The sequence below is a fragment of the Streptomyces sp. NPDC088915 genome, assembly GCF_044749825.1.
Taxonomy (GTDB): domain Bacteria; phylum Actinomycetota; class Actinomycetes; order Streptomycetales; family Streptomycetaceae; genus Streptomyces.
Genome location: NZ_JBIVIR010000014.1, coordinates 123,979 through 140,463, shown reverse-complemented (window position 1 = coordinate 140,463; position 16,485 = coordinate 123,979). Strand labels below are relative to the sequence as shown.

Genomic DNA, 16,485 nt, shown 5'->3' with positions numbered 1-16,485 from the left:
GCCCCGGGCCCCGGGGGCCGGTCGCCGGGCCGGTCGCCGGGTCGGTCGCCGGTTCAGTCGCCGAGGAGGACGGGGAACGCCTCCAGGTCGTTCTGCGTCATCACGGGCAGCTTGCGGACGTCGGCGTCCGGCACCGCGAGCCGCAGCCGGGGGAAGCGGGCGAAGAGGGCGGGCAGCGCGATCCCGGCCTCGACGCGGGAGAGGGCGGCGCCGGGGCAGATGTGCGGGCCGTGGCCGAAGGTCATGTGCCGGATCGGGGCGGGCCGGGTGACGTCGAAGGCGTCGGCGTCGGGGCCGTGCTGCTCGGGGTCGCGGCCGATCGCCCGGTAGGAGATGACCACCCCCTCGCCCTCGGCGATGACGTCGTCGCCGACCTCGATGTCCTCGGTGGCGAACCGCATGAGGAGGTGGGTGGTGGGGGTGTCCCACCGCAGGGTCTCCTCGACGACGGCCTCCCAGGAGACCTCCCCGTCCAGGACCAGCCCGAGCTGGTCGGGGTGGGCGAGCAGGGCCCGTACGGCGTTGAGGATGAGCCCGATCGTGGTCTCGTGCCCGGCGGCGACCATCGCCTTGAGGTTGCCGATCACCTCCTCCTCGGTGAGCGGCTCGCCGCCCTCGTCGGCCAGGATCAGCGCGGAGGTCAGGTCGTCGGTGGGCCGCGCGGTCTTCTCGCGGACGAGACCGGCGTAGAAGACGTCCAGGTCGGCGAGGAGGGCGAGGCGCTCCTCCTGCGGGGTGAGCATCGAGAAGAACTTCTTGTACTGCCGGGTGAGCATGGCGTTCGCGGCGGGGTCGACGCCCATCAGCATGCCGACGACCTTCATGGGCAGCGGCTGCGCGAACACGGACTTGAGGTCGACGACGGCCCCGTCCTTCCCGCCCTCCTCCAGCGCGTCGAGGAGTTCGGCGGTGAACTCCTCGATGTCGGGGCGTATCGCTTCGAGACGGCGGGGGGTGAGCGCCTGGGAGGTCTTGGCCCGCAGGCGGCGGTGCTCGGCGCCGTCGACGGTGAACATGGACCGTCCGGCGTCGATCATGCCGATGAGCGGCCACGCGTGCGTGACCTCGCCGCTGCGCCACAGGCCCCAGGCGTCGAGGTCCTTCACGAGCCGGGGGTCGACCAGGAGCCGCCGGGCGTCGGCGTGCCGGGTGACGGCCCGGGCGGGCACCCCGAGCAGGTCGATCCGGGCCAGCGGTCCGGCGTCGCGCAGCCGCGCCGTCTCGCCGTCCAGGTCCTGGACCATCGGGTCGATGACGACGGTCCCGCCGTTCCGGGCGGCGGCCTGTGCTGCGGCGGCATGGGGGCAGGTCACGAGAGGTCTCCTGTCGTACGAACGGGGGTGAATCGGACGGGGAGCGAGGTGGTGCCGCGCAGGAAGGCGGAGGGCCGCCGGACGAGTTCCCCGGCGGGGACGGCGAGTTCGAGGTCGGGCAGCCGGTCGAGGAGGACCTCGATGCCGGTGCGGACGATGATCTCGGCGATCTCCTGGGCGGGGAAGGGGCAGCGGTACTCGCCGTGGCTGAAGGCCAGGTGGGCGCCGCTGCCGCCGCGCGCGTCGCTGCCGCCGTACGCGTTCCGCGCGCCCTGGCGGATCAGCGGGTCGGTGTTGGCGGCGCCGAGGCCGAGCAGCAACATGTCCCCGGCCCTGATGTGCTGCCCGCCGAGCCGGGTGTCCCGTACGGCCCAGCGTCCGGCGAGGATCTGGGTGGGGGCGTCCTCCCACAGCACCTCGGTGGTGGCCTCGGAGACGCTGCGCCGGCCGCCGGCCATCGAGTCGGCGAACGCGTCCTCGGTGAGCATCAGGCGCAGGGAGTTGCCGAGCCAGTCGGCGGTGGTGAGGTGCCCGGCGGCCGTGACGGCCATCAGGTCGAGCGCGTACTCCTCGTCGGTGAACGGTTCGGGGAAGGCGAGCATGCGGGAGGTGACGTCGTCGCCGGGCGCGGCCCGCCTGGCGGCGACCAGGCGCGCCATGTGGGCGCCGAACCGCTGGTGGGCGCTGTGCGCGCCGGGCCCGCCGTCGGCCAGGTCCTTCAGCACCTCGGCGATGTCCTCGCCCTCGGCGTCGGGGAAGCCGACGAGGCGGGCGAGGACGAGGACGGGGAGGGGCTCGCAGAAGTCGGCCACGAGGTCGGCCGTGCCCCGGCCGCAGACGGCGTCGACGAGCCGGTCGGCGAGCTGCTCGCAGTGCCCGCGGATCTCGAAGGGGTCGGCGCCCTCCAGGGCGGGCACCACCATCCGGACGTGCCGCCGGTGCTCCTCCCCGGCGGTGAAGTAGATGGAGGGCAGGGGCCGTCCGACCATCGGGAGCAGCGGCCAGTCGTCGGGGATGTGCGGCCACTGGTTCCACAGGCCCACGTCGCGCGGGAACAGCTCGCCGTCGCTGGTGACCCGGTGGAGCTCGCGGTACCCGACGACCAGCCAGGCGGGCACCCCGCCCGGCAGTTCGACGGGGACGACGGGTCCGTGGTCGCGCCGCATGGCCCGGTAGAGGGCCTGGGGGTCGACCTGGAACCCGGGGCCGTCGAGGGACACGGCGGTGCCCGCGTGGGCGGGGCACCCGGGGGGCGGCTGCGGGGCGGGCGGCTGCTCGGGGCGGGGATGCGTCATGAGTCCTGAACTCCCGACTCCTGTGGCGACAGCCGCACGTGTCGCGTTCATGTGATCAACGCTGGCTCACTATAGGGAGGTTGTGTGTCGCAGGAGCCCTCAATCACGATCAATTCCGCACAGTAGACGGAAGAGAAGGGGCAGTTGACGATCGGATGTGCGACATGAAGGAACAAAGAAGGAACAAGGGGGAGCATTCTCGCCCTTGTGCGCGCTCCCGGTTCCGGAACGGGACGGCGAGAGGGACGATTTTCCGTCAGGTCGGTGACGACGGGTCCCGATCCTCCCGAGTGGAACGAGAAGAACCATGAACTGGACGCTGGAAGTCGTCCCGGTCCCCGTCACGGACATGGACCGGTCGAAGGAGTTCTACGGCGAGAAGTGCGGCTTCACGATCGACCTGGACGACGAGGTGGCCCCGGGCGTGCGGATCGTCCAGGCGACCCCGCCGGGCTCGCGCTGTTCGATCGCGATGCTGAGCGGGATGCCGCCGATGCCGGGCACGAAGCAGACGCCCCCGGGCGGCCTGCACGGCCTCCAGATCTGCGTCACGGACATCGAGGCGGCACGGAAGGAGCTGGTGGCCCGGGGCGTCGAGGCCTCCCCCGTGATGCACGTCGGCGCGACGGGCTGGGAGGAGGGGAAGGGCGGCACCTGGAACTCGTTCATGACGTTCGAGGACCCGGACGGCAACGGCTGGACGGTCCAGGAGGCGCCGTCGGAGCTGTCGGAACGCTGAACCGCCCGACCGGCTCCCAGAACCCCAGGTATCTCAGAACCCAGGCGCCTCAGAACCCCGGCGTCTCAGAACCTCGGACGCCTCAGAACCCCCGATAGAAGTGCCGGAGCCCGTCGCTCTCCGCGACGCACCGCATCCCGGCGGCCTCCATGACCCGGTGGGAGGCCGGGTTGTCCAGGTCGGCGTCCCCCTTCACCCCGGCGACGCCGGCCACCCGGGCGGTGTCGAGGAGCGCGCGCAGGGCCTCGGAGGCGTACCCCTTCCCCCGCACATCGGGCACGAGCCCGTACCCCACGGTCACGACCCCGAGCTCGTCGGGCGGCCCGTGGAACCCGATGCCCCCGACGGCGACCCCGCTCTCGGTCAGCCGCACCTCATAGGCCCGGAAGACCCCGGGATCCCCCCGCTCGAAGACCCCCCGCAGAAACCCGCCGCACCCCCGGACGTCCCCGTCCTGTGGATACCCCTCGGCCCAGAGGTCCCCGGCGAGGGGCGCCCGCGCGACGATCCGCTCGGCCTCGTCGACGGACAGCGGGTGCAGGAGGAGCCGCGCGGTGGCGACGGAGGGGATCTTCACCCCGGAAGTGTGAACGCCCGCCCGCGCACGGGACAACGACTTTTACCGGGCCAGAAGCTGAGCTCGAAGGCCGGATCCCCGTCCACCACGAGCAGCCTGCGGGACGTGCCACCTTCGATCATCACGAGCCGACCGTACGCAACGGCGCGGAAGCGACGTACACGGAGAGTTCCGTGCGACGGCCCGCGTCGTAGCGGGGATCCGCCAGGCTCACCGGCAGGTCGCGGAGGACGTCCAGGGCGATCGCGTGGTCCCCGTCGGCTCTCGCGACGGGCCGCCCGGTGTCGGGTCGGAGTACGACCACGTGGAGCGCGTCCAGGGCGTGCAGACCGCTCCGGAGCGAGTCGTCGAGGGCGTCCCACACACAGCGGGAGGCGCTGAGCGGCGGATCCGCGGGAGGGTCTCCCGTACCGCCCGGAAGAACGCCTCCTTGCCGGTGCGCCCGCCGGTCGACAGCGTGAAGACGGGCACGCCCCGGCGGGCGGCCTCCGCGAGGAGTTCCGGCACGCTCGACGCCGGGACCTCGTGAAAGCCGCCGCGGATCTCCGGCATCCCTACAGCACCGGCAGATTCTTCCGCAGCTCGAAGGCGGTGACCTCCGAGCGGTACTCCTCCCACTCCTGCTTCTTGTTGCGCAGGAAGAAGTCGAAGACGTGCTCGCCCAGGGTCTCCGCGACCAGTTCGCTCTTCTCCATGAGGGAGATCGCCTCGCCGAGGTTCTGGGGGAGGGGCTCGATGCCCATCGCGCGGCGTTCCGAGTCGGAGAGGGCCCAGACGTCGTCGTCGGCGCCGGCCGGGAGTTCGTAGCCCTCCTCGATGCCCTTGAGGCCGGCCGCGAGGAGGACGGCGTAGGTCAGGTAGGGGTTGGCGCCCGCGTCGATGGAGCGGACCTCGACGCGGGAGGAGCCCGTCTTGCCCGGCTTGTACATGGGGACGCGGATGAGGGCCGAGCGGTTGTTGTGGCCCCAGCAGATGTACGAGGGGGCCTCGCCGCCCGAGCCGGCCGTGCGGGAGGAGCCGCCCCAGATGCGCTTGTAGGAGTTGACCCACTGGTTGGTGACGGCCGAGATCTCGCCCGCGTGCTTCAGGAGGCCCGCGATGAAGGAGCGGCCCACCTTGGAGAGCTGGTACTCGGCGCCCGACTCGTAGAAGGCGTTCCGGTCGCCTTCGAAGAGGGAGAGGTGGGTGTGCATGCCCGAGCCCGGGTACTCCGAGAACGGCTTCGGCATGAAGGTGGCCTGGACGCCCTGCTCCAGGGCCACCTGCTTCATGACCAGGCGGAAGGTCATGATGTTGTCGGCCGTGGAGAGCGCGTCGGCGTAGCGGAGGTCGATCTCCTGCTGGCCCGGCGCGCCCTCGTGGTGGGAGAACTCCACCGAGATGCCCATCGACTCCAGCATCGTGATCGCCTGGCGGCGGAAGTCCATGCCGACGTTCTGCGGGGTGTGGTCGAAGTAGCCCGAGTTGTCGGCCGGGGTGGGCCGGGAGCCGTCGAGCGGCTTGTCCTTCAGGAGGAAGAACTCGATCTCGGGGTGGGTGTAGAAGGTGAAGCCCAGGTCCGAGGTCTTGGCCAGGGCCCGCTTCAGGACGTAGCGCGGGTCCGCGAAGGACGGCGAGCCGTCCGGCATCAGGATGTCGCAGAACATCCGGGCCGTGCCCGGGGCCTCCGCGCGCCACGGCAGGATCTGGAACGTGCCCGGGTCCGGCTTGGCGATCATGTCCGACTCGTAGACGCGGGCGAAGCCCTCGATCGCGGAGCCGTCGAAGCCGATGCCCTCGTCGAAGGCCTGCTCCAGTTCGGCCGGCGCCACGGCCACCGACTTGAGGAAGCCGAGCACGTCGGTGAACCACAGGCGCACGAAGCGGATGTCGCGCTCTTCGAGCGTACGGAGCACGAATTCCTGCTGCTTGTCCATTTCCACACCCATCCTCGCTGGTCAGGCCGCCTGATCCCACCGCCTCGGGCACATCGGGGGCACCTGAGCATCCCACCACATGGTTTCGCGCACGTTGCACACCCATACTGCCTGTTCGGTTGTGACTCAGGTAACGGGGGACGGGGCCTTTCCCGCCTCCGTTCCTCCTCTCCCGCCCGGCCTCCGGTACTCGGTGGTACCCCGTTCGGCCCACGGAGGGCCTTCGCCCACTACGATCTCCGCCCATGGGGGCCCCACGGCTCGTACGCCCGTCCCGGCACGCGCGTCCCATGGCACTGGTGAGTGCCGTGGCGACGCTCCTCGCCGCGCTCTTCTTCTGTCCGGGCGCCGGACCGGGGGCGGGACCGGGCCATCACGGGGCGGTGCCGGAGAGGCGGGTCCAGACCGCGACCGCCGTCACCGTCGAGTACGTCTGTCCGTACGACCGCGGCGGCTGCTCCCTCTTCCCCTCCCTCTCCCCCGCGGTGCTCGGCGCGCCCCCGCTCGATCCCCCGCTCCAGGCGGCGGACGGGCTGCCGCGCCTCGCCCCGGTCTCCGGCGACGGGCCGGCGCGCCGCTCCGGCGTCCGGCCGCGCGCGCCGGACCTGCACGTCCTTCAGGTTCTCCGGACCTAGGCGTACGGAGGGCGGCCCGGCCGCCACCCCCGCCGCACGTCCGTGCCCGAACCGAACCCCACCCCCACCTCCCGAAGAAGGACGACACCACCATGGCCGCCAACCGCTCCGCCAACGCCGACCGCCGCGCCCGAATAGAGGAGATGCGCCGCGCCGAGCAGGCCCGCGAGCGCCGCAACCGTCTGATCACCGTCGGCGTCTCGGCCGTCGTCGTGCTCGGTCTCGTCGGCTTCGGCAGCTTCGTGCTGCTGAAGAAGTCCGACGAGCAGGACAAGAAGGACGCCGCGGCCAAGGCCCCGATCGCGGCCGAGAAGACCTGGGACCCCGCCAAGCTCGGCCGCAACCACGTCCAGACGCCCGTGAAGTACGACATGAAGCCGCCGGTCGGCGGTGACCACAACCCGGTCTGGATGAACTGCGACGGCGACGTCTACGACAAGGCGATCCCCGACGTGAACGCCGTCCACTCCCTGGAGCACGGCGCCGTCTGGGTCACGTACAGCAAGAAGGCCCCCAAGGCCGACGTGGAGAAGCTGGCCACGAAGGTCGGCAAGACCAAGTACTCGCTGATGAGCCCCGTGGACGACCAGACCGGGGCGATCATGCTGTCCGCCTGGGGCAAGCAGGTCACCGTGGACGGCGCGGACGACCCGCGCGTCGACGCCTTCTTCACCAAGTACGTGCAGGGCCCGCAGACCCCCGAGTTGGGCGCCGCCTGCACGGGCGGGCTCGACGCGAGCGGTGCGGGCGGCGCGGGGATGGGCCAGTGAAGGTGAACCGCACGCAGGGGGCGGCGATCACCGCCGTCGCCCTCGCGCTGCTCTTCGCCGGGGGCGCCGTCACCGTCGCGTCGGCGGACCGCGACGAGGCCCCCGCGGCCTCCGCCACCCCGGTCTCGACGTCGGCGGACGCCGGGTTCGCCCGGGACATGGCGGTCCACCACCAGCAGGCCGTCGAGATGTCGTTCATCGTCCGGGACCGGACGAAGGACGAGGCCGTGCGCCGGCTCGCGTACGACATCGCCAACACGCAGGCCAACCAGCGGGGCATGATGCTCGGCTGGCTCGACCTGTGGGGACTGCCCAAGAACGAGTCCGGCGTCGAGCCGATGGCCTGGATGGGCATGGGCGGCTCGGGCGACACCGGTCCGCTGGACGGGGCGCTCATGCCGGGCATGGCGACCAAGTCGCAGATCGAGGAGTTGCGCGCGGCCAGTGGCCGGGAGGCCGAGGTCCTGTACCTGAGGCTGATGACCGCGCACCACAGGGGCGGGGTCCACATGGCCGAGGGGTGCGTGCAGAAGTGCGCCGTGGGCGCCGAGCGCGCGCTCGCCCAGGGCATGGTCGACGCGCAGAAGTCCGAGATGCTGCTGATGGCGGACATGCTGAAGGAGCGCGGGGCCTGATCCCGGGCTCCCGGAGTACGTTCCCGGCCCCCGTGACCCGCTGCGGTCGCGGGGGCCGTGGCGTGCGCCGACAATGAGGGGACTCGGGGATTCGTACGACGACGTTCGACGACGAAAGGTACGCGACCCCATGACCACGGCGAAGGACATCATGCACTCCGGGGCCCAGTGGATCCCGGCTCACGAGACGCTCGACCGCGCCGCGCAGCTGATGCGCGACCTGAACGTGGGCGCGCTGCCCATCGCCGACGAGAACGAACGCCTCTGCGGCATCCTCACGGACCGCGACATCGTCGTCGGCTGTGTGGCCATGGGCCACGACCCGTCCAAGGTGACCTGCGCCGAGATGGCCAAGGGCACCCCGCGCTGGGTCGAGGCGGACGCCGACGTGGGCGCCGTCCTGGAGGAGATGCAGAGCCACCGGATCAAGCGGCTGCCCGTCATCGAGGACAAGCAGCTCGTCGGCATGATCAGCGAGGCCGAGCTGGCGCAGCACCTGTCGGACGAGCAGATCAAGGCGTTCTGCATGAGCGTCTACGCCTCCTCCTGACCTTCCCCCCTCACCGGGGTGGGACCACGGCCGCCCGGGCCCTCGTGTCCGGGCGGTCCGGCGTGCGGCATACGGTGCGCGGCGCGCGGCGGGTCACGAACGCGTCTCGGCCGTGAAAGCGCTGGCCGGAGCGCGTGCGGCCGGTTTAACGTCAGGTCTTCTGATCAGCTCGGAGGACCTCGCATGACCATGCCCGTACAGCCCCCCGGTCCGCCCGCCTGGGGGCCGCCGCCGTTCCAGGCGCCGCCGCCCCAGCGCTCCGGCCTCGGAGTCGGCGCCCTCGTCCTCGGCATCGTGGGCCTGGTCTTCGGGATCGTCCCGTTCCTCTTCTGGCTCGGCGGGATCCTGGGGGCCTTGGCCCTCGTCCTCGGCATCGTCGGTCACGGGCGCGCCCGGCGCGGCGAGACGAACGACAAGGGGCAGGCGATCGCGGGCATCGTCCTCGGCTCCGTGACGATCGTCGTCTCCCTCGCCTGGCTGGTCGTCTTCGTCCTGGCGGCGTTCGCGGACGACGGGCCGTACGGGCGGGGGACGACGTCCTCCGCCGCGCCCGCCCCGGCGCCGGAGAGCACGCGGGAGAGCGTGCCGGAGCCCACCGAGACCGGTCCGGCGGTGCTGGCGTTCGGGAAGACCCACACGTACGAGGACGGGGTGAAGGTCACCGTCTCCGAGCCCCTCCCCTACCGGCCCGACCAGTTCGCCGCCGGGTACGAGAAGGGCGACACCGCCGTGCGGGTGACCGTGACGATCGTCAACGGCAGCGAGAAGGTCATCGACGTCACCACGGCCCTGCCGGACGCGAGCGACGCGGAGGGGGCCACGGCGGGGGCGATCTTCGACGGCAGCCGGGCGACCGAGATGTTCCAGGGCAAGGTGCTCCCGGGCAAGCAGGCCAAGAGCGGCTTCGCCTTCTCGCTGCCGGCCGGCGCGGACGGGGAGATGCAGGTGGAACTGGCGCCGCAGCTCCTGGAGTACGAGCCGGTGATCTGGACCGGGCCGGTGAAGCGGTGACGCGGACCGGCTGACGCGCGAGGGGGCTTACGGCTCCGGCAACGGCCGTACCGTTCCCGGAACCCCGGAACTCCCGAACCCCCTGAACCCCCCAAACCCCCGAACCCCCAAACCCCCGAACCCCCGAACCCCACGACATAGCGTCGGTCTGACGATTAGACTGGGCGCGTGCCTCAACTACGCCTCGCCCTGAATCAGATCGACTCGACCGTCGGAGACCTCGCCGGGAACGCCGAGGCGATCGTGCACTGGACCCGGCACGCCGCCGGGCAGGGCGCGCACCTCGTCGCGTTCCCCGAGATGGTGCTGACCGGATACCCCGTCGAGGACCTCGCGCTGCGCTCCTCCTTCGTGGAGGCGTCCCGGGCGGCCCTGCGCGGGCTCGCCCGGCGCCTCGCGGAGGAGGGGTTCGGGGAGGTGCCGGTGGTCGTCGGCTACCTGGACCGGTCCGAGCGGGCGAAGCCCCGGCTCGGCCGCCCGGCGGGGTCGCCGGAGAACGCCGCCGCCGTCCTGTACGGCGGCGAGGTGGTGCTGCGGTTCGCCAAGCACCACCTGCCCAACTACGGGGTCTTCGACGAGTACCGCTACTTCGTCCAGGGCGACACCCTGCCGGTCGTCCGGGTCCACGGGATCGACGTGGCCCTGGCGATCTGCGAGGACCTCTGGCAGGACGGCGGCCGGGTCCCGGCGGCGCGCGCCGCGCGGGCGGGGCTGCTCCTGTCGGTGAACGCCTCGCCGTACGAGCGGAACAAGGACGACACGCGCCTCGAACTGGTCCGGACGCGGGCCCGGGAGGCCGGGTGCGTCACCGCGTACCTGGCGACCACCGGCGGCCAGGACGAGCTGGTCTTCGACGGCGACTCGATCGTCGTCGACGCGGAGGGCGAGGTCGTCGCGCGGGCCCCGCAGTTCGTCGAGGGCAGCGTGATCCTGGACCTGGAGCTGCCCGCGTACGACCCGGACGCCCCGGAGGGGCCGGTCGGCGGGGACGGGCTGCGGATCGACCGGGTGGTGCTCTCCGAGAAGCCGCTGCCCGCGTACGAGCCGGAGCTGACGGGCGGTTACGCGCACCGGCTCGACGACGACGAGGAGGTGTACTCGGCGCTCGTCATCGGCCTGCGCGCCTACCTCGCGAAGAACGGCTTCCGTTCGGTCCTGGTCGGCCTGTCGGGCGGCATCGACTCCTCGCTCGTCGCCGCGATCGCCTGCGACGCACTCGGCGCGGAGAACGTGTACGGGGTGTCGATGCCGTCGAAGTACTCCTCCGAGCACTCGCGCGGCGACGCGGCCGAGCTGGCCCGCAGGACCGGGCTCCACTACCGCACGGTGTCGATCGAGCCGATGTTCGACGCGTACATGGGGGCGCTCGGCCTCACCGGGCTCGCGGAGGAGAACCTCCAGGCCCGGCTGCGCGGCACGGCCCTGATGGCGCTCTCCAACCAGGAGGGGCACCTGGTCCTCGCGCCGGGCAACAAGTCCGAGCTGGCGGTGGGGTACTCGACGCTGTACGGGGACGCGGTCGGGGCGTTCGGGCCCATCAAGGACGTGTACAAGTCGGACGTCTTCCGGCTGGCGCGCTGGCGGAACCGGGCGGCCGAGGAGCGCGGCCAGACCCCGCCGATCCCGGAGAACTCGATCTCCAAGCCGCCCAGCGCCGAGCTGCGGCCGGGGCAGGTCGACACGGACTCGCTGCCGGACTACGAGGTCCTGGACGGCATCCTCGCCCTGTACGTGGACCGGGACCGGGGGCGCGACGCGATCGTGGCCGCGGGCTACGACGAGGAGCTGGTGACGCGGACGCTGCGGATGGTGGACACGGCGGAGTACAAGCGGCGCCAGTACCCGCCGGGCACCAAGATCTCGGCGAAGGGCTTCGGCAAGGACCGGCGCCTGCCGATCACGAACCGCTGGCGGGAGAGCCCGACCGGCTGACCTCGTCCTCCGCGCCCCTGAGGGGGCTGTCGAGGGGGCTTCCCGCGACGACGCGGGAGGCCCCCTCCGGCGTACGGCGGTCGAGCAGGCCCGCCACCGCCGCGACCGCCAGGCCGACGACGGTGAGGCCCGCGCCGACCAGGGTCGGGGAGGTCCAGCCCCAGCCGGCGGCGACGGCCGCGCCGCCCGCCCAGGCGCCGCCCGCGTTGGCGAGGTTGAAGGCCGAGTGGTTGGAGGCGGAGGCGAGCGTGGGCGCGTCCGCGGCCTTGTTCATGACCAGCATCTGGAGCGGGGTGGTGGTCATGAAGCCGACCGCGCCGAGCACGACGACCGTGACCAGGGCCAGCCAGGGCACGTGGACGGTGAAGCGGAAGGCGACCAGGGCGAGGACGAGGGCGGCGAGCGAGCCGTACAGGGTGGGGCGGAGCGCCCGGTCGGTCAGCGGTCCGGCGGCGAGCGCGCCGCCGGTCATCCCGAGGCCGAAGAGGGCGAGGACGAGGGTGACGGTGGAGTCGCCGAAGCCCATCACCTCGGTGGTCATCGAGGCGAGGTACGAGTAGACGGCGAAGACGCCCGCGAAGCCGAAGACGGCGGTGAGCAGGCCGAGCAGCACCTGCGGGCGGCCGAGGGCGCGCACCTCGCGGCCCAGGCCGCCGTGTCGGTCGGCGGGGATCTGCGGGACCAGGCGGGCGAGCGCGGCCACGGCGAGCAGGCCGATCGCGGCGACCACGAGGAAGGTGGCCCGCCAGCCGAGGTGCTGGCCGAGGAGGGTCGCGGCCGGCACGCCGAGGATGTTGGCGACGGTGAGGCCGAGGAACATGGTGGCCACCGCCCGCGCCCGCCGGTCCTCGCGGACAAGCCGGGCGGCGACGACCGCGCCGAGGCCGAAGAACGCGCCGTGCGGGAGGCCGGCGAGGACCCGGCCCGCGAGGAGCCAGCCGAAGCCGGGGGCGAGCGCGGAGGCGAGGTTGCCGACCGTGAAGAGGGCCATGAGCAGGAGCAGCATCCGCTTGCGCGGGACGCGGGAGCCGAGGGCGGTGAGCAGCGGGGCGCCGACGACGACCCCGATCGCGTACGCCGAGACGAGGTGCCCCGCGGTGGGCACGGAGGTGCCGAGGTCCTCGGCGACCTGGGGCAGGAGGCCCATCATCACGAATTCGGTGGTGCCGATGCCGAAGGCGGAGACGGCCAGGGCGAGCAACGCCAGGGGCATGGGAGGAGGAGCCTTCCGGAGGGGGAGACGGGATTAGTTCGCCGTCTGAACAAATTGTCGCAGACGACGTGTTCCCGGTGGCTTCCGGAAGGTGAAGGGGACGTTTCGACGCGGGGCCGGTTCAGCTCGGGGCCGGTTCAGCTCGGGGCCGGTTCAGAACGGGGCCGGTTCAGAACGGGGCCGGTTCAGAACGGGTCCTGCTCGGCTCGGGTCCTGCTCGGCTCGGGGCCCGCTCGGCCCGGGGCCTGCTCAGAACGCCACGCGGGCGGCGATCGGGAGGTGGTCGCTCCGCGTGGCGGGCAGCGCCCAGGAGGAGACGGGCTCGACGCCCTTGACCATGATCTGGTCGATGCGGGCCATCGGGAACGAGGCCGGCCAGCTGAACCCGAAGCCGTCGCCGGCCGCGCCCTGGGTGGAGCGGAGCTGGGAGGTGACGGCGTTGAGGGCGCGGTCGTTCATGGTGCCGTTGAGGTCGCCGAGGAGGACGAGCCGCTCGTGCGGGTCGCGGGAGATGGCGGCCCCGAGCGCGTCGGCGCTGTTGTCGCGCTGGTTGGCGGTGAAGCCGGCGTTCATCCTGACCCGCACCGAGGGCAGGTGGGCGACGTACACGGCCACCTCGCCCTTCGGGGTCACGACGGAGGCGCGCATGGCGCGGGTCCAGCCCATGTGGATGTCGACGGGCCGCGCGCCGCGCAGCGGCAGCTTGCTCCAGAGGCCGACGGTGCCCTGGACGGAGTGGTACGGGTAGGCCTCGGCGAGGCCCTCCTCGTAGACCGGGACCATGTCGCCCTTGAGCTCCTCCAGGGCGAGCACGTCGATGCCGGAGGCGGCGAGCTGCCGGGCGGCGCCCTCGGGGTCCGGGTTGTCGGCGTTCACGTTGTGGGTGGCGACGGACAGGTCGCCGCCGGGGGCCGACTTGTCGGCGACGAGCCCGCCGAAGAGGTTGAGCCACACCACGGCCGGCAGCAGCAGCGCGATCAGCGCGGTGGCGGACCGGCGCAGCAGGGCGAGGACGAGCAGGAGCGGCACGAAGAGGCCGAACCAGGGGAGGAAGGTCTCCGTGAGGCTGCCCAGGTTGCCGATCCGGTTGGGGATGTCGGCGTGGAGGACCATGACGAGGGTGAGCGCCACGGCGGCCAGGGCGATCAGGACGCCCCGGCGCCAGATCCCCCGGTCGCGGCGGAGCCGGTCGAGGGCGGTCCGGAACCGGGAACGGGGACGCTCGCCGTTCGCGCCGCCGTACTCGGTCCCCGTCGTGTCCACCCGCGTCATCGCTGCCCTCACTGCCGTGCGCCGTGCTGTCTTGCCTGCTGCCGTGACCCGACGTCGACACTAGGCGATGAGGGGACGGCCGTACTCCCCCAGGGACGACACCGTGCGCGTGGCGGGTTCCTCCGGGGGTGCGCAGAGGGGGCTGTTGTGACAGAACGCTCATATTCGCGCCGGTCCGCACCCCCGGTCGGCCGCGTGCCGGGCCGGTTGTCAGGTACGGGGGTGCAGGCCGTCCAGGACGGTGTCGACGACCCGCTCGGCGAGGCCGGGCTCCAGGTCGGAGGAGTCCGGGCGGATGACGGTGCGCAGCAGCAGGGGGCCGACGAGGAGGTCGTTGACGAACTCGGCGTCGAGGTCGTCGCGGATCTCGCCCTCCGCCATGCCGCGCCGCACCGCGTCCAGGCCGATCCGGCGGCGCGGTTCGATGACGGTGAGCTGGTAGGCGTCCCACAGCTTGGGATAGAGCCGCATCTGCGAGAAGACGGTGTGGAGGAGGGCGGAGGAGCGCTTGGCGAGGCCGCGCTGCCGCAGGGCCTCCAGGAGCGCCACGAGGTCGTCCCGGGCCGAGGTGCCGGGCAGCACCGGGTCCGGGGGCTCCAGGGAGCGCAGCAGGTCGACGAAGAGGTCCTCCTTGCCGGACCAGCGGCGGTAGATGGTGGCCTTGCCGACCCCGGCGGTGCGGGCGATCCGCTCGATGGACAGCTCGGTCAGCGGGACCCCGTCGTCCAGGAGGCCCCCGACCGCCTCGAAGATCGCCTGGTCGACGGCCTCGGAGCGGGGGCGGCCGCGGCGGGGGGCGGGGCCCCCGGAGGGGCCGCCCCCCGGAGGTGTCGCCGCCCCGGCCTCCGGCCCCCCGCCGGGAGCGCCCCCGTCGGCGCGGGGGGCCGGGGTCTCGCCGTTCTGGAGCGACACGTGCGTTCCGCCTCTCGTCCGGGGGCTGCGGGTTACCGTCGGGCCGATTCTCCCGCCCCGGCGCCGGGGGCCGGTACCGAGGCCCGGGGGGCGTCGCCCGCCGGGCGGCCGGCGGGCGCGTCCGGGCCGGCGTCAGGGGCCGCCGGGGCGCGGCCCGGCAGGAAGGCGGCGACGACCGCCGCGCCGACCAGGGCGATCGCGGCCGAGGCGATCGCCGTGACGTGCATGGCGTCCAGGAAGGCCTGGTAGGCGGGGGCCACCAGGTCCCGGCCCGCCGGGCCGAGCTTCTCGGCGACCGCGAGGGTGCCCTCGACGGACTCGCCCGCCAGGGACCGCAGCGCCGCCGGCACCCCGCCCAGGTGTCCCTCGATCTCGCCCCGGTACGTGGAGGAGAGCACCGAGCCGAGGACGGCGACGCCGAGCGCGCCGCCGACCTGCCGGAAGGTGTTGTTGATCGCCGAGCCGGAGCCCGCCTTCTCGCGGGGCAGCGCCTGCATGATCGCGACCGTGACCGGCGGCATGATGTGGGCCATGCCCGTGCCCTGGAGGAAGAAGACGACTTCGAGGACCCAGACCGGGGTGGAGGCGTCGAAGAGGGCGAAGGCGGCGAGGCCGAGGGCGACGAGCAGCATGCCGGCGGCGCACACGGTCCGGGCGCCGAAGCGCTCGACGACGATCCGGGCGCGGGGCGCGAACGCCATCTGCGCGACGGCCAGCGGCAGCAGGAGCAGACCGGACTCCAGGGCGGTGTAGCCGCGGACGCTCTGGAGGTAGAAGGCGGAGAAGAAGGTCACGCCCATGAGGGCGAAGAAGACGAGCGCGATCGCGGCGACGGCGGCCGAGAACGCGGGCTTCCTGAAGTACGACATGTCGATGGCCGGGTGGTCGCTGCGCCGCTCGTGCAGGACGAAGCCGACGAGGACCGCGAGGCCGCCGAGGACCGGGGCGAGGACGGTGACGTCGGTGAAGTCGGCCAGCTCGCCGCCGCGGATGATCCCGTACACGAGGAGGACGAGGCCGACGACGGAGAGGAGCACGCCGGGCACGTCGACGCGGCCGGGCCTGGGGTCCCGGGAGTCGGGCACGAGCCAGACCATCAGGGCCAGGGCGAGGAGCACGACGGGCACGTTGACGAGGAAGATCGATCCCCACCAGAAGTGTTCGAGCAGGAGGCCGCCGGTGATGGGGCCGATCGCGATGGCGAGGCCGACGCTGCCGGCCCAGATGCCGATGGCCTTGGGCTGCTCGTCGCGCTCGAAGACGTTCATGAGGACGGCGAGGGTCGCGGGCATCACGAAGGCGGCGCCGAAGCCCATGACGGCGCGGTAGGCGATCAGCTCGCCCGGGGAGCCGGAGAACGCGGCGAGGGCGGAGCCGATGCCGAAGACGGTGATGCCGAAGAGCAGCACCTTCTTGCGGCCGAGGCGGTCGCCGAGCAGGCCGGAGGTGAAGAGGAGCCCGGCGAAGACGAGCGTGTAGGAGTTGATGGCCCACTCCAGCTCGCTCTGGGTGGCGCCGATGCCGGTGGGGGCGGGGGCGGCGATCGTCCTGACGGCCACGTTCAGGATCGAGTTGTCGAGGACGACGATCAGCAGGCTGAGCATCAGGACGCCGAGGATCGCCCAGCGACGCCGGTGGACGGCCTCGGGGACGCGGGGCCCGGCGGGTATCGCGGGTGTGGCGGGTGCGGTGGACGGCTGTGACATGCCGATCAG

General features: G+C 72.6%; 16 protein-coding genes. 7 read left to right on the top strand and 9 right to left on the bottom strand.

Going from position 1 to position 16,485, the window contains the following annotated elements; translation table 11 throughout:
• Window positions 1–53 precede the first annotated feature (53 nt).
• Window positions 54–1,313: a cytochrome P450 gene (locus ACIP5O_RS24830; RefSeq protein WP_401296792.1), complete on the bottom strand. Its 1,260-nt coding sequence runs from the start codon at window positions 1,311–1,313 to the stop codon at window positions 54–56.
• Complete coding sequence (locus ACIP5O_RS24825) at window positions 1,310–2,608, bottom strand: cytochrome P450 (protein ID WP_401296790.1); 1,299 nt, start codon at window positions 2,606–2,608, stop codon at window positions 1,310–1,312. The genes ACIP5O_RS24830 and ACIP5O_RS24825 overlap by 4 nt, the downstream gene beginning before the upstream one ends.
• Window positions 2,609–2,915: 307 nt before the next feature.
• Here ACIP5O_RS24825 and ACIP5O_RS24820 point away from each other — a divergent pair, with 307 nt between their 5' ends.
• Window positions 2,916–3,347 (top strand): VOC family protein, encoded by a 432-nt coding sequence (locus ACIP5O_RS24820; protein WP_401296788.1) that lies wholly within the window; start codon window positions 2,916–2,918, stop codon window positions 3,345–3,347.
• 82 nt (window positions 3,348–3,429) lie between these two features.
• On the opposite strand, the gene ACIP5O_RS24815 is transcribed toward ACIP5O_RS24820, so the two are convergent.
• The 3 genes from ACIP5O_RS24815 to ACIP5O_RS24805 all read right to left on the bottom strand — a co-directional run bounded on the left by ACIP5O_RS24815 (window position 3,430) and on the right by ACIP5O_RS24805 (window position 5,840).
• A complete protein-coding gene (locus ACIP5O_RS24815) occupies window positions 3,430–3,924 on the bottom strand; it encodes a GNAT family N-acetyltransferase (protein ID WP_401296786.1) in 495 nt (164 codons plus the stop codon).
• Window positions 3,925–4,045: 121 nt separating this feature from the next.
• On the bottom strand, window positions 4,046–4,288 hold the full coding sequence (locus ACIP5O_RS24810; protein ID WP_401296784.1) for a hypothetical protein: 243 nt from the start codon (window positions 4,286–4,288) through the stop codon (window positions 4,046–4,048).
• Between the two features lie 190 nt (window positions 4,289–4,478).
• Complete coding sequence (locus tag ACIP5O_RS24805; RefSeq protein ID WP_356543831.1) at window positions 4,479–5,840, bottom strand: glutamine synthetase family protein; 1,362 nt, start codon at window positions 5,838–5,840, stop codon at window positions 4,479–4,481.
• A gap of 290 nt (window positions 5,841–6,130) precedes the next feature.
• Here ACIP5O_RS24805 and ACIP5O_RS24800 point away from each other — a divergent pair, with 290 nt between their 5' ends.
• From ACIP5O_RS24800 to ACIP5O_RS24775, 6 genes are all read left to right on the top strand, one after another.
• Window positions 6,131–6,475, top strand: coding sequence for a hypothetical protein (locus tag ACIP5O_RS24800; protein ID WP_401296783.1), 345 nt, complete (start codon window positions 6,131–6,133; stop codon window positions 6,473–6,475).
• A gap of 92 nt (window positions 6,476–6,567) precedes the next feature.
• Window positions 6,568–7,245: a DUF3105 domain-containing protein gene (locus ACIP5O_RS24795; protein WP_401296781.1), complete on the top strand. Its 678-nt coding sequence runs from the start codon at window positions 6,568–6,570 to the stop codon at window positions 7,243–7,245.
• A gap of 2 nt (window positions 7,246–7,247) precedes the next feature.
• Window positions 7,248–7,880 (top strand): DUF305 domain-containing protein, encoded by a 633-nt coding sequence (locus tag ACIP5O_RS24790; RefSeq protein ID WP_401296780.1) that lies wholly within the window; start codon window positions 7,248–7,250, stop codon window positions 7,878–7,880.
• Between the two features lie 130 nt (window positions 7,881–8,010).
• Window positions 8,011–8,430 carry a CBS domain-containing protein gene (locus tag ACIP5O_RS24785; RefSeq protein ID WP_401296778.1) on the top strand — a complete coding sequence of 140 codons (420 nt, stop codon included), beginning with the start codon at window positions 8,011–8,013 and terminating at the stop codon, window positions 8,428–8,430.
• Between the two features lie 183 nt (window positions 8,431–8,613).
• The gene (locus ACIP5O_RS24780) at window positions 8,614–9,441 is read left to right on the top strand and encodes a DUF4190 domain-containing protein (protein ID WP_401296776.1); all 828 of its coding nucleotides are present in this window, start codon (window positions 8,614–8,616) and stop codon (window positions 9,439–9,441) included.
• 168 nt (window positions 9,442–9,609) lie between these two features.
• Window positions 9,610–11,373 (top strand): NAD+ synthase, encoded by a 1,764-nt coding sequence (locus ACIP5O_RS24775; RefSeq protein ID WP_401296774.1) that lies wholly within the window; start codon window positions 9,610–9,612, stop codon window positions 11,371–11,373.
• Here ACIP5O_RS24775 and ACIP5O_RS24770 read toward each other — a convergent pair.
• From ACIP5O_RS24770 to ACIP5O_RS24755, 4 genes are all read right to left on the bottom strand, one after another.
• On the bottom strand, window positions 11,339–12,586 hold the full coding sequence (locus tag ACIP5O_RS24770) for an MFS transporter (RefSeq protein ID WP_401296772.1): 1,248 nt from the start codon (window positions 12,584–12,586) through the stop codon (window positions 11,339–11,341). The genes ACIP5O_RS24775 and ACIP5O_RS24770 overlap by 35 nt on opposite strands.
• Window positions 12,587–12,835: 249 nt before the next feature.
• Window positions 12,836–13,858, bottom strand: a complete 1,023-nt coding sequence (locus tag ACIP5O_RS24765; protein WP_401296770.1) for an endonuclease/exonuclease/phosphatase family protein — start codon at window positions 13,856–13,858, stop codon at window positions 12,836–12,838.
• 210 nt (window positions 13,859–14,068) lie between these two features.
• The gene (locus ACIP5O_RS24760) at window positions 14,069–14,770 is read right to left on the bottom strand and encodes a TetR/AcrR family transcriptional regulator (protein WP_401296768.1); all 702 of its coding nucleotides are present in this window, start codon (window positions 14,768–14,770) and stop codon (window positions 14,069–14,071) included.
• A gap of 32 nt (window positions 14,771–14,802) precedes the next feature.
• On the bottom strand, window positions 14,803–16,476 hold the full coding sequence (locus ACIP5O_RS24755) for an MFS transporter (RefSeq protein ID WP_401296766.1): 1,674 nt from the start codon (window positions 16,474–16,476) through the stop codon (window positions 14,803–14,805).
• Window positions 16,477–16,485 lie beyond the last annotated feature (9 nt).

What these genes read in the sequence shown, in the direction of transcription:
- ACIP5O_RS24755 (WP_401296766.1), bottom strand. Translation starts at nt 16,476, where the DNA reads ATGTCACAGCCGTCCACCGCACCCGCCACACCCGCGATACCCGCCGGG.
- ACIP5O_RS24785 (WP_401296778.1), top strand. Translation starts at nt 8,011, where the DNA reads ATGACCACGGCGAAGGACATCATGCACTCCGGGGCCCAGTGGATCCCG.
- ACIP5O_RS24780 (WP_401296776.1), top strand. Translation starts at nt 8,614, where the DNA reads ATGACCATGCCCGTACAGCCCCCCGGTCCGCCCGCCTGGGGGCCGCCG.
- ACIP5O_RS24795 (WP_401296781.1), top strand. Translation starts at nt 6,568, where the DNA reads ATGGCCGCCAACCGCTCCGCCAACGCCGACCGCCGCGCCCGAATAGAG.
- ACIP5O_RS24825 (WP_401296790.1), bottom strand. Translation starts at nt 2,608, where the DNA reads ATGACGCATCCCCGCCCCGAGCAGCCGCCCGCCCCGCAGCCGCCCCCC.
- ACIP5O_RS24805 (WP_356543831.1), bottom strand. Translation starts at nt 5,840, where the DNA reads ATGGACAAGCAGCAGGAATTCGTGCTCCGTACGCTCGAAGAGCGCGAC.
- ACIP5O_RS24765 (WP_401296770.1), bottom strand. Translation starts at nt 13,858, where the DNA reads ATGACGCGGGTGGACACGACGGGGACCGAGTACGGCGGCGCGAACGGC.
- ACIP5O_RS24770 (WP_401296772.1), bottom strand. Translation starts at nt 12,586, where the DNA reads ATGCCCCTGGCGTTGCTCGCCCTGGCCGTCTCCGCCTTCGGCATCGGC.
- ACIP5O_RS24820 (WP_401296788.1), top strand. Translation starts at nt 2,916, where the DNA reads ATGAACTGGACGCTGGAAGTCGTCCCGGTCCCCGTCACGGACATGGAC.
- ACIP5O_RS24800 (WP_401296783.1), top strand. Translation starts at nt 6,131, where the DNA reads ATGGCACTGGTGAGTGCCGTGGCGACGCTCCTCGCCGCGCTCTTCTTC.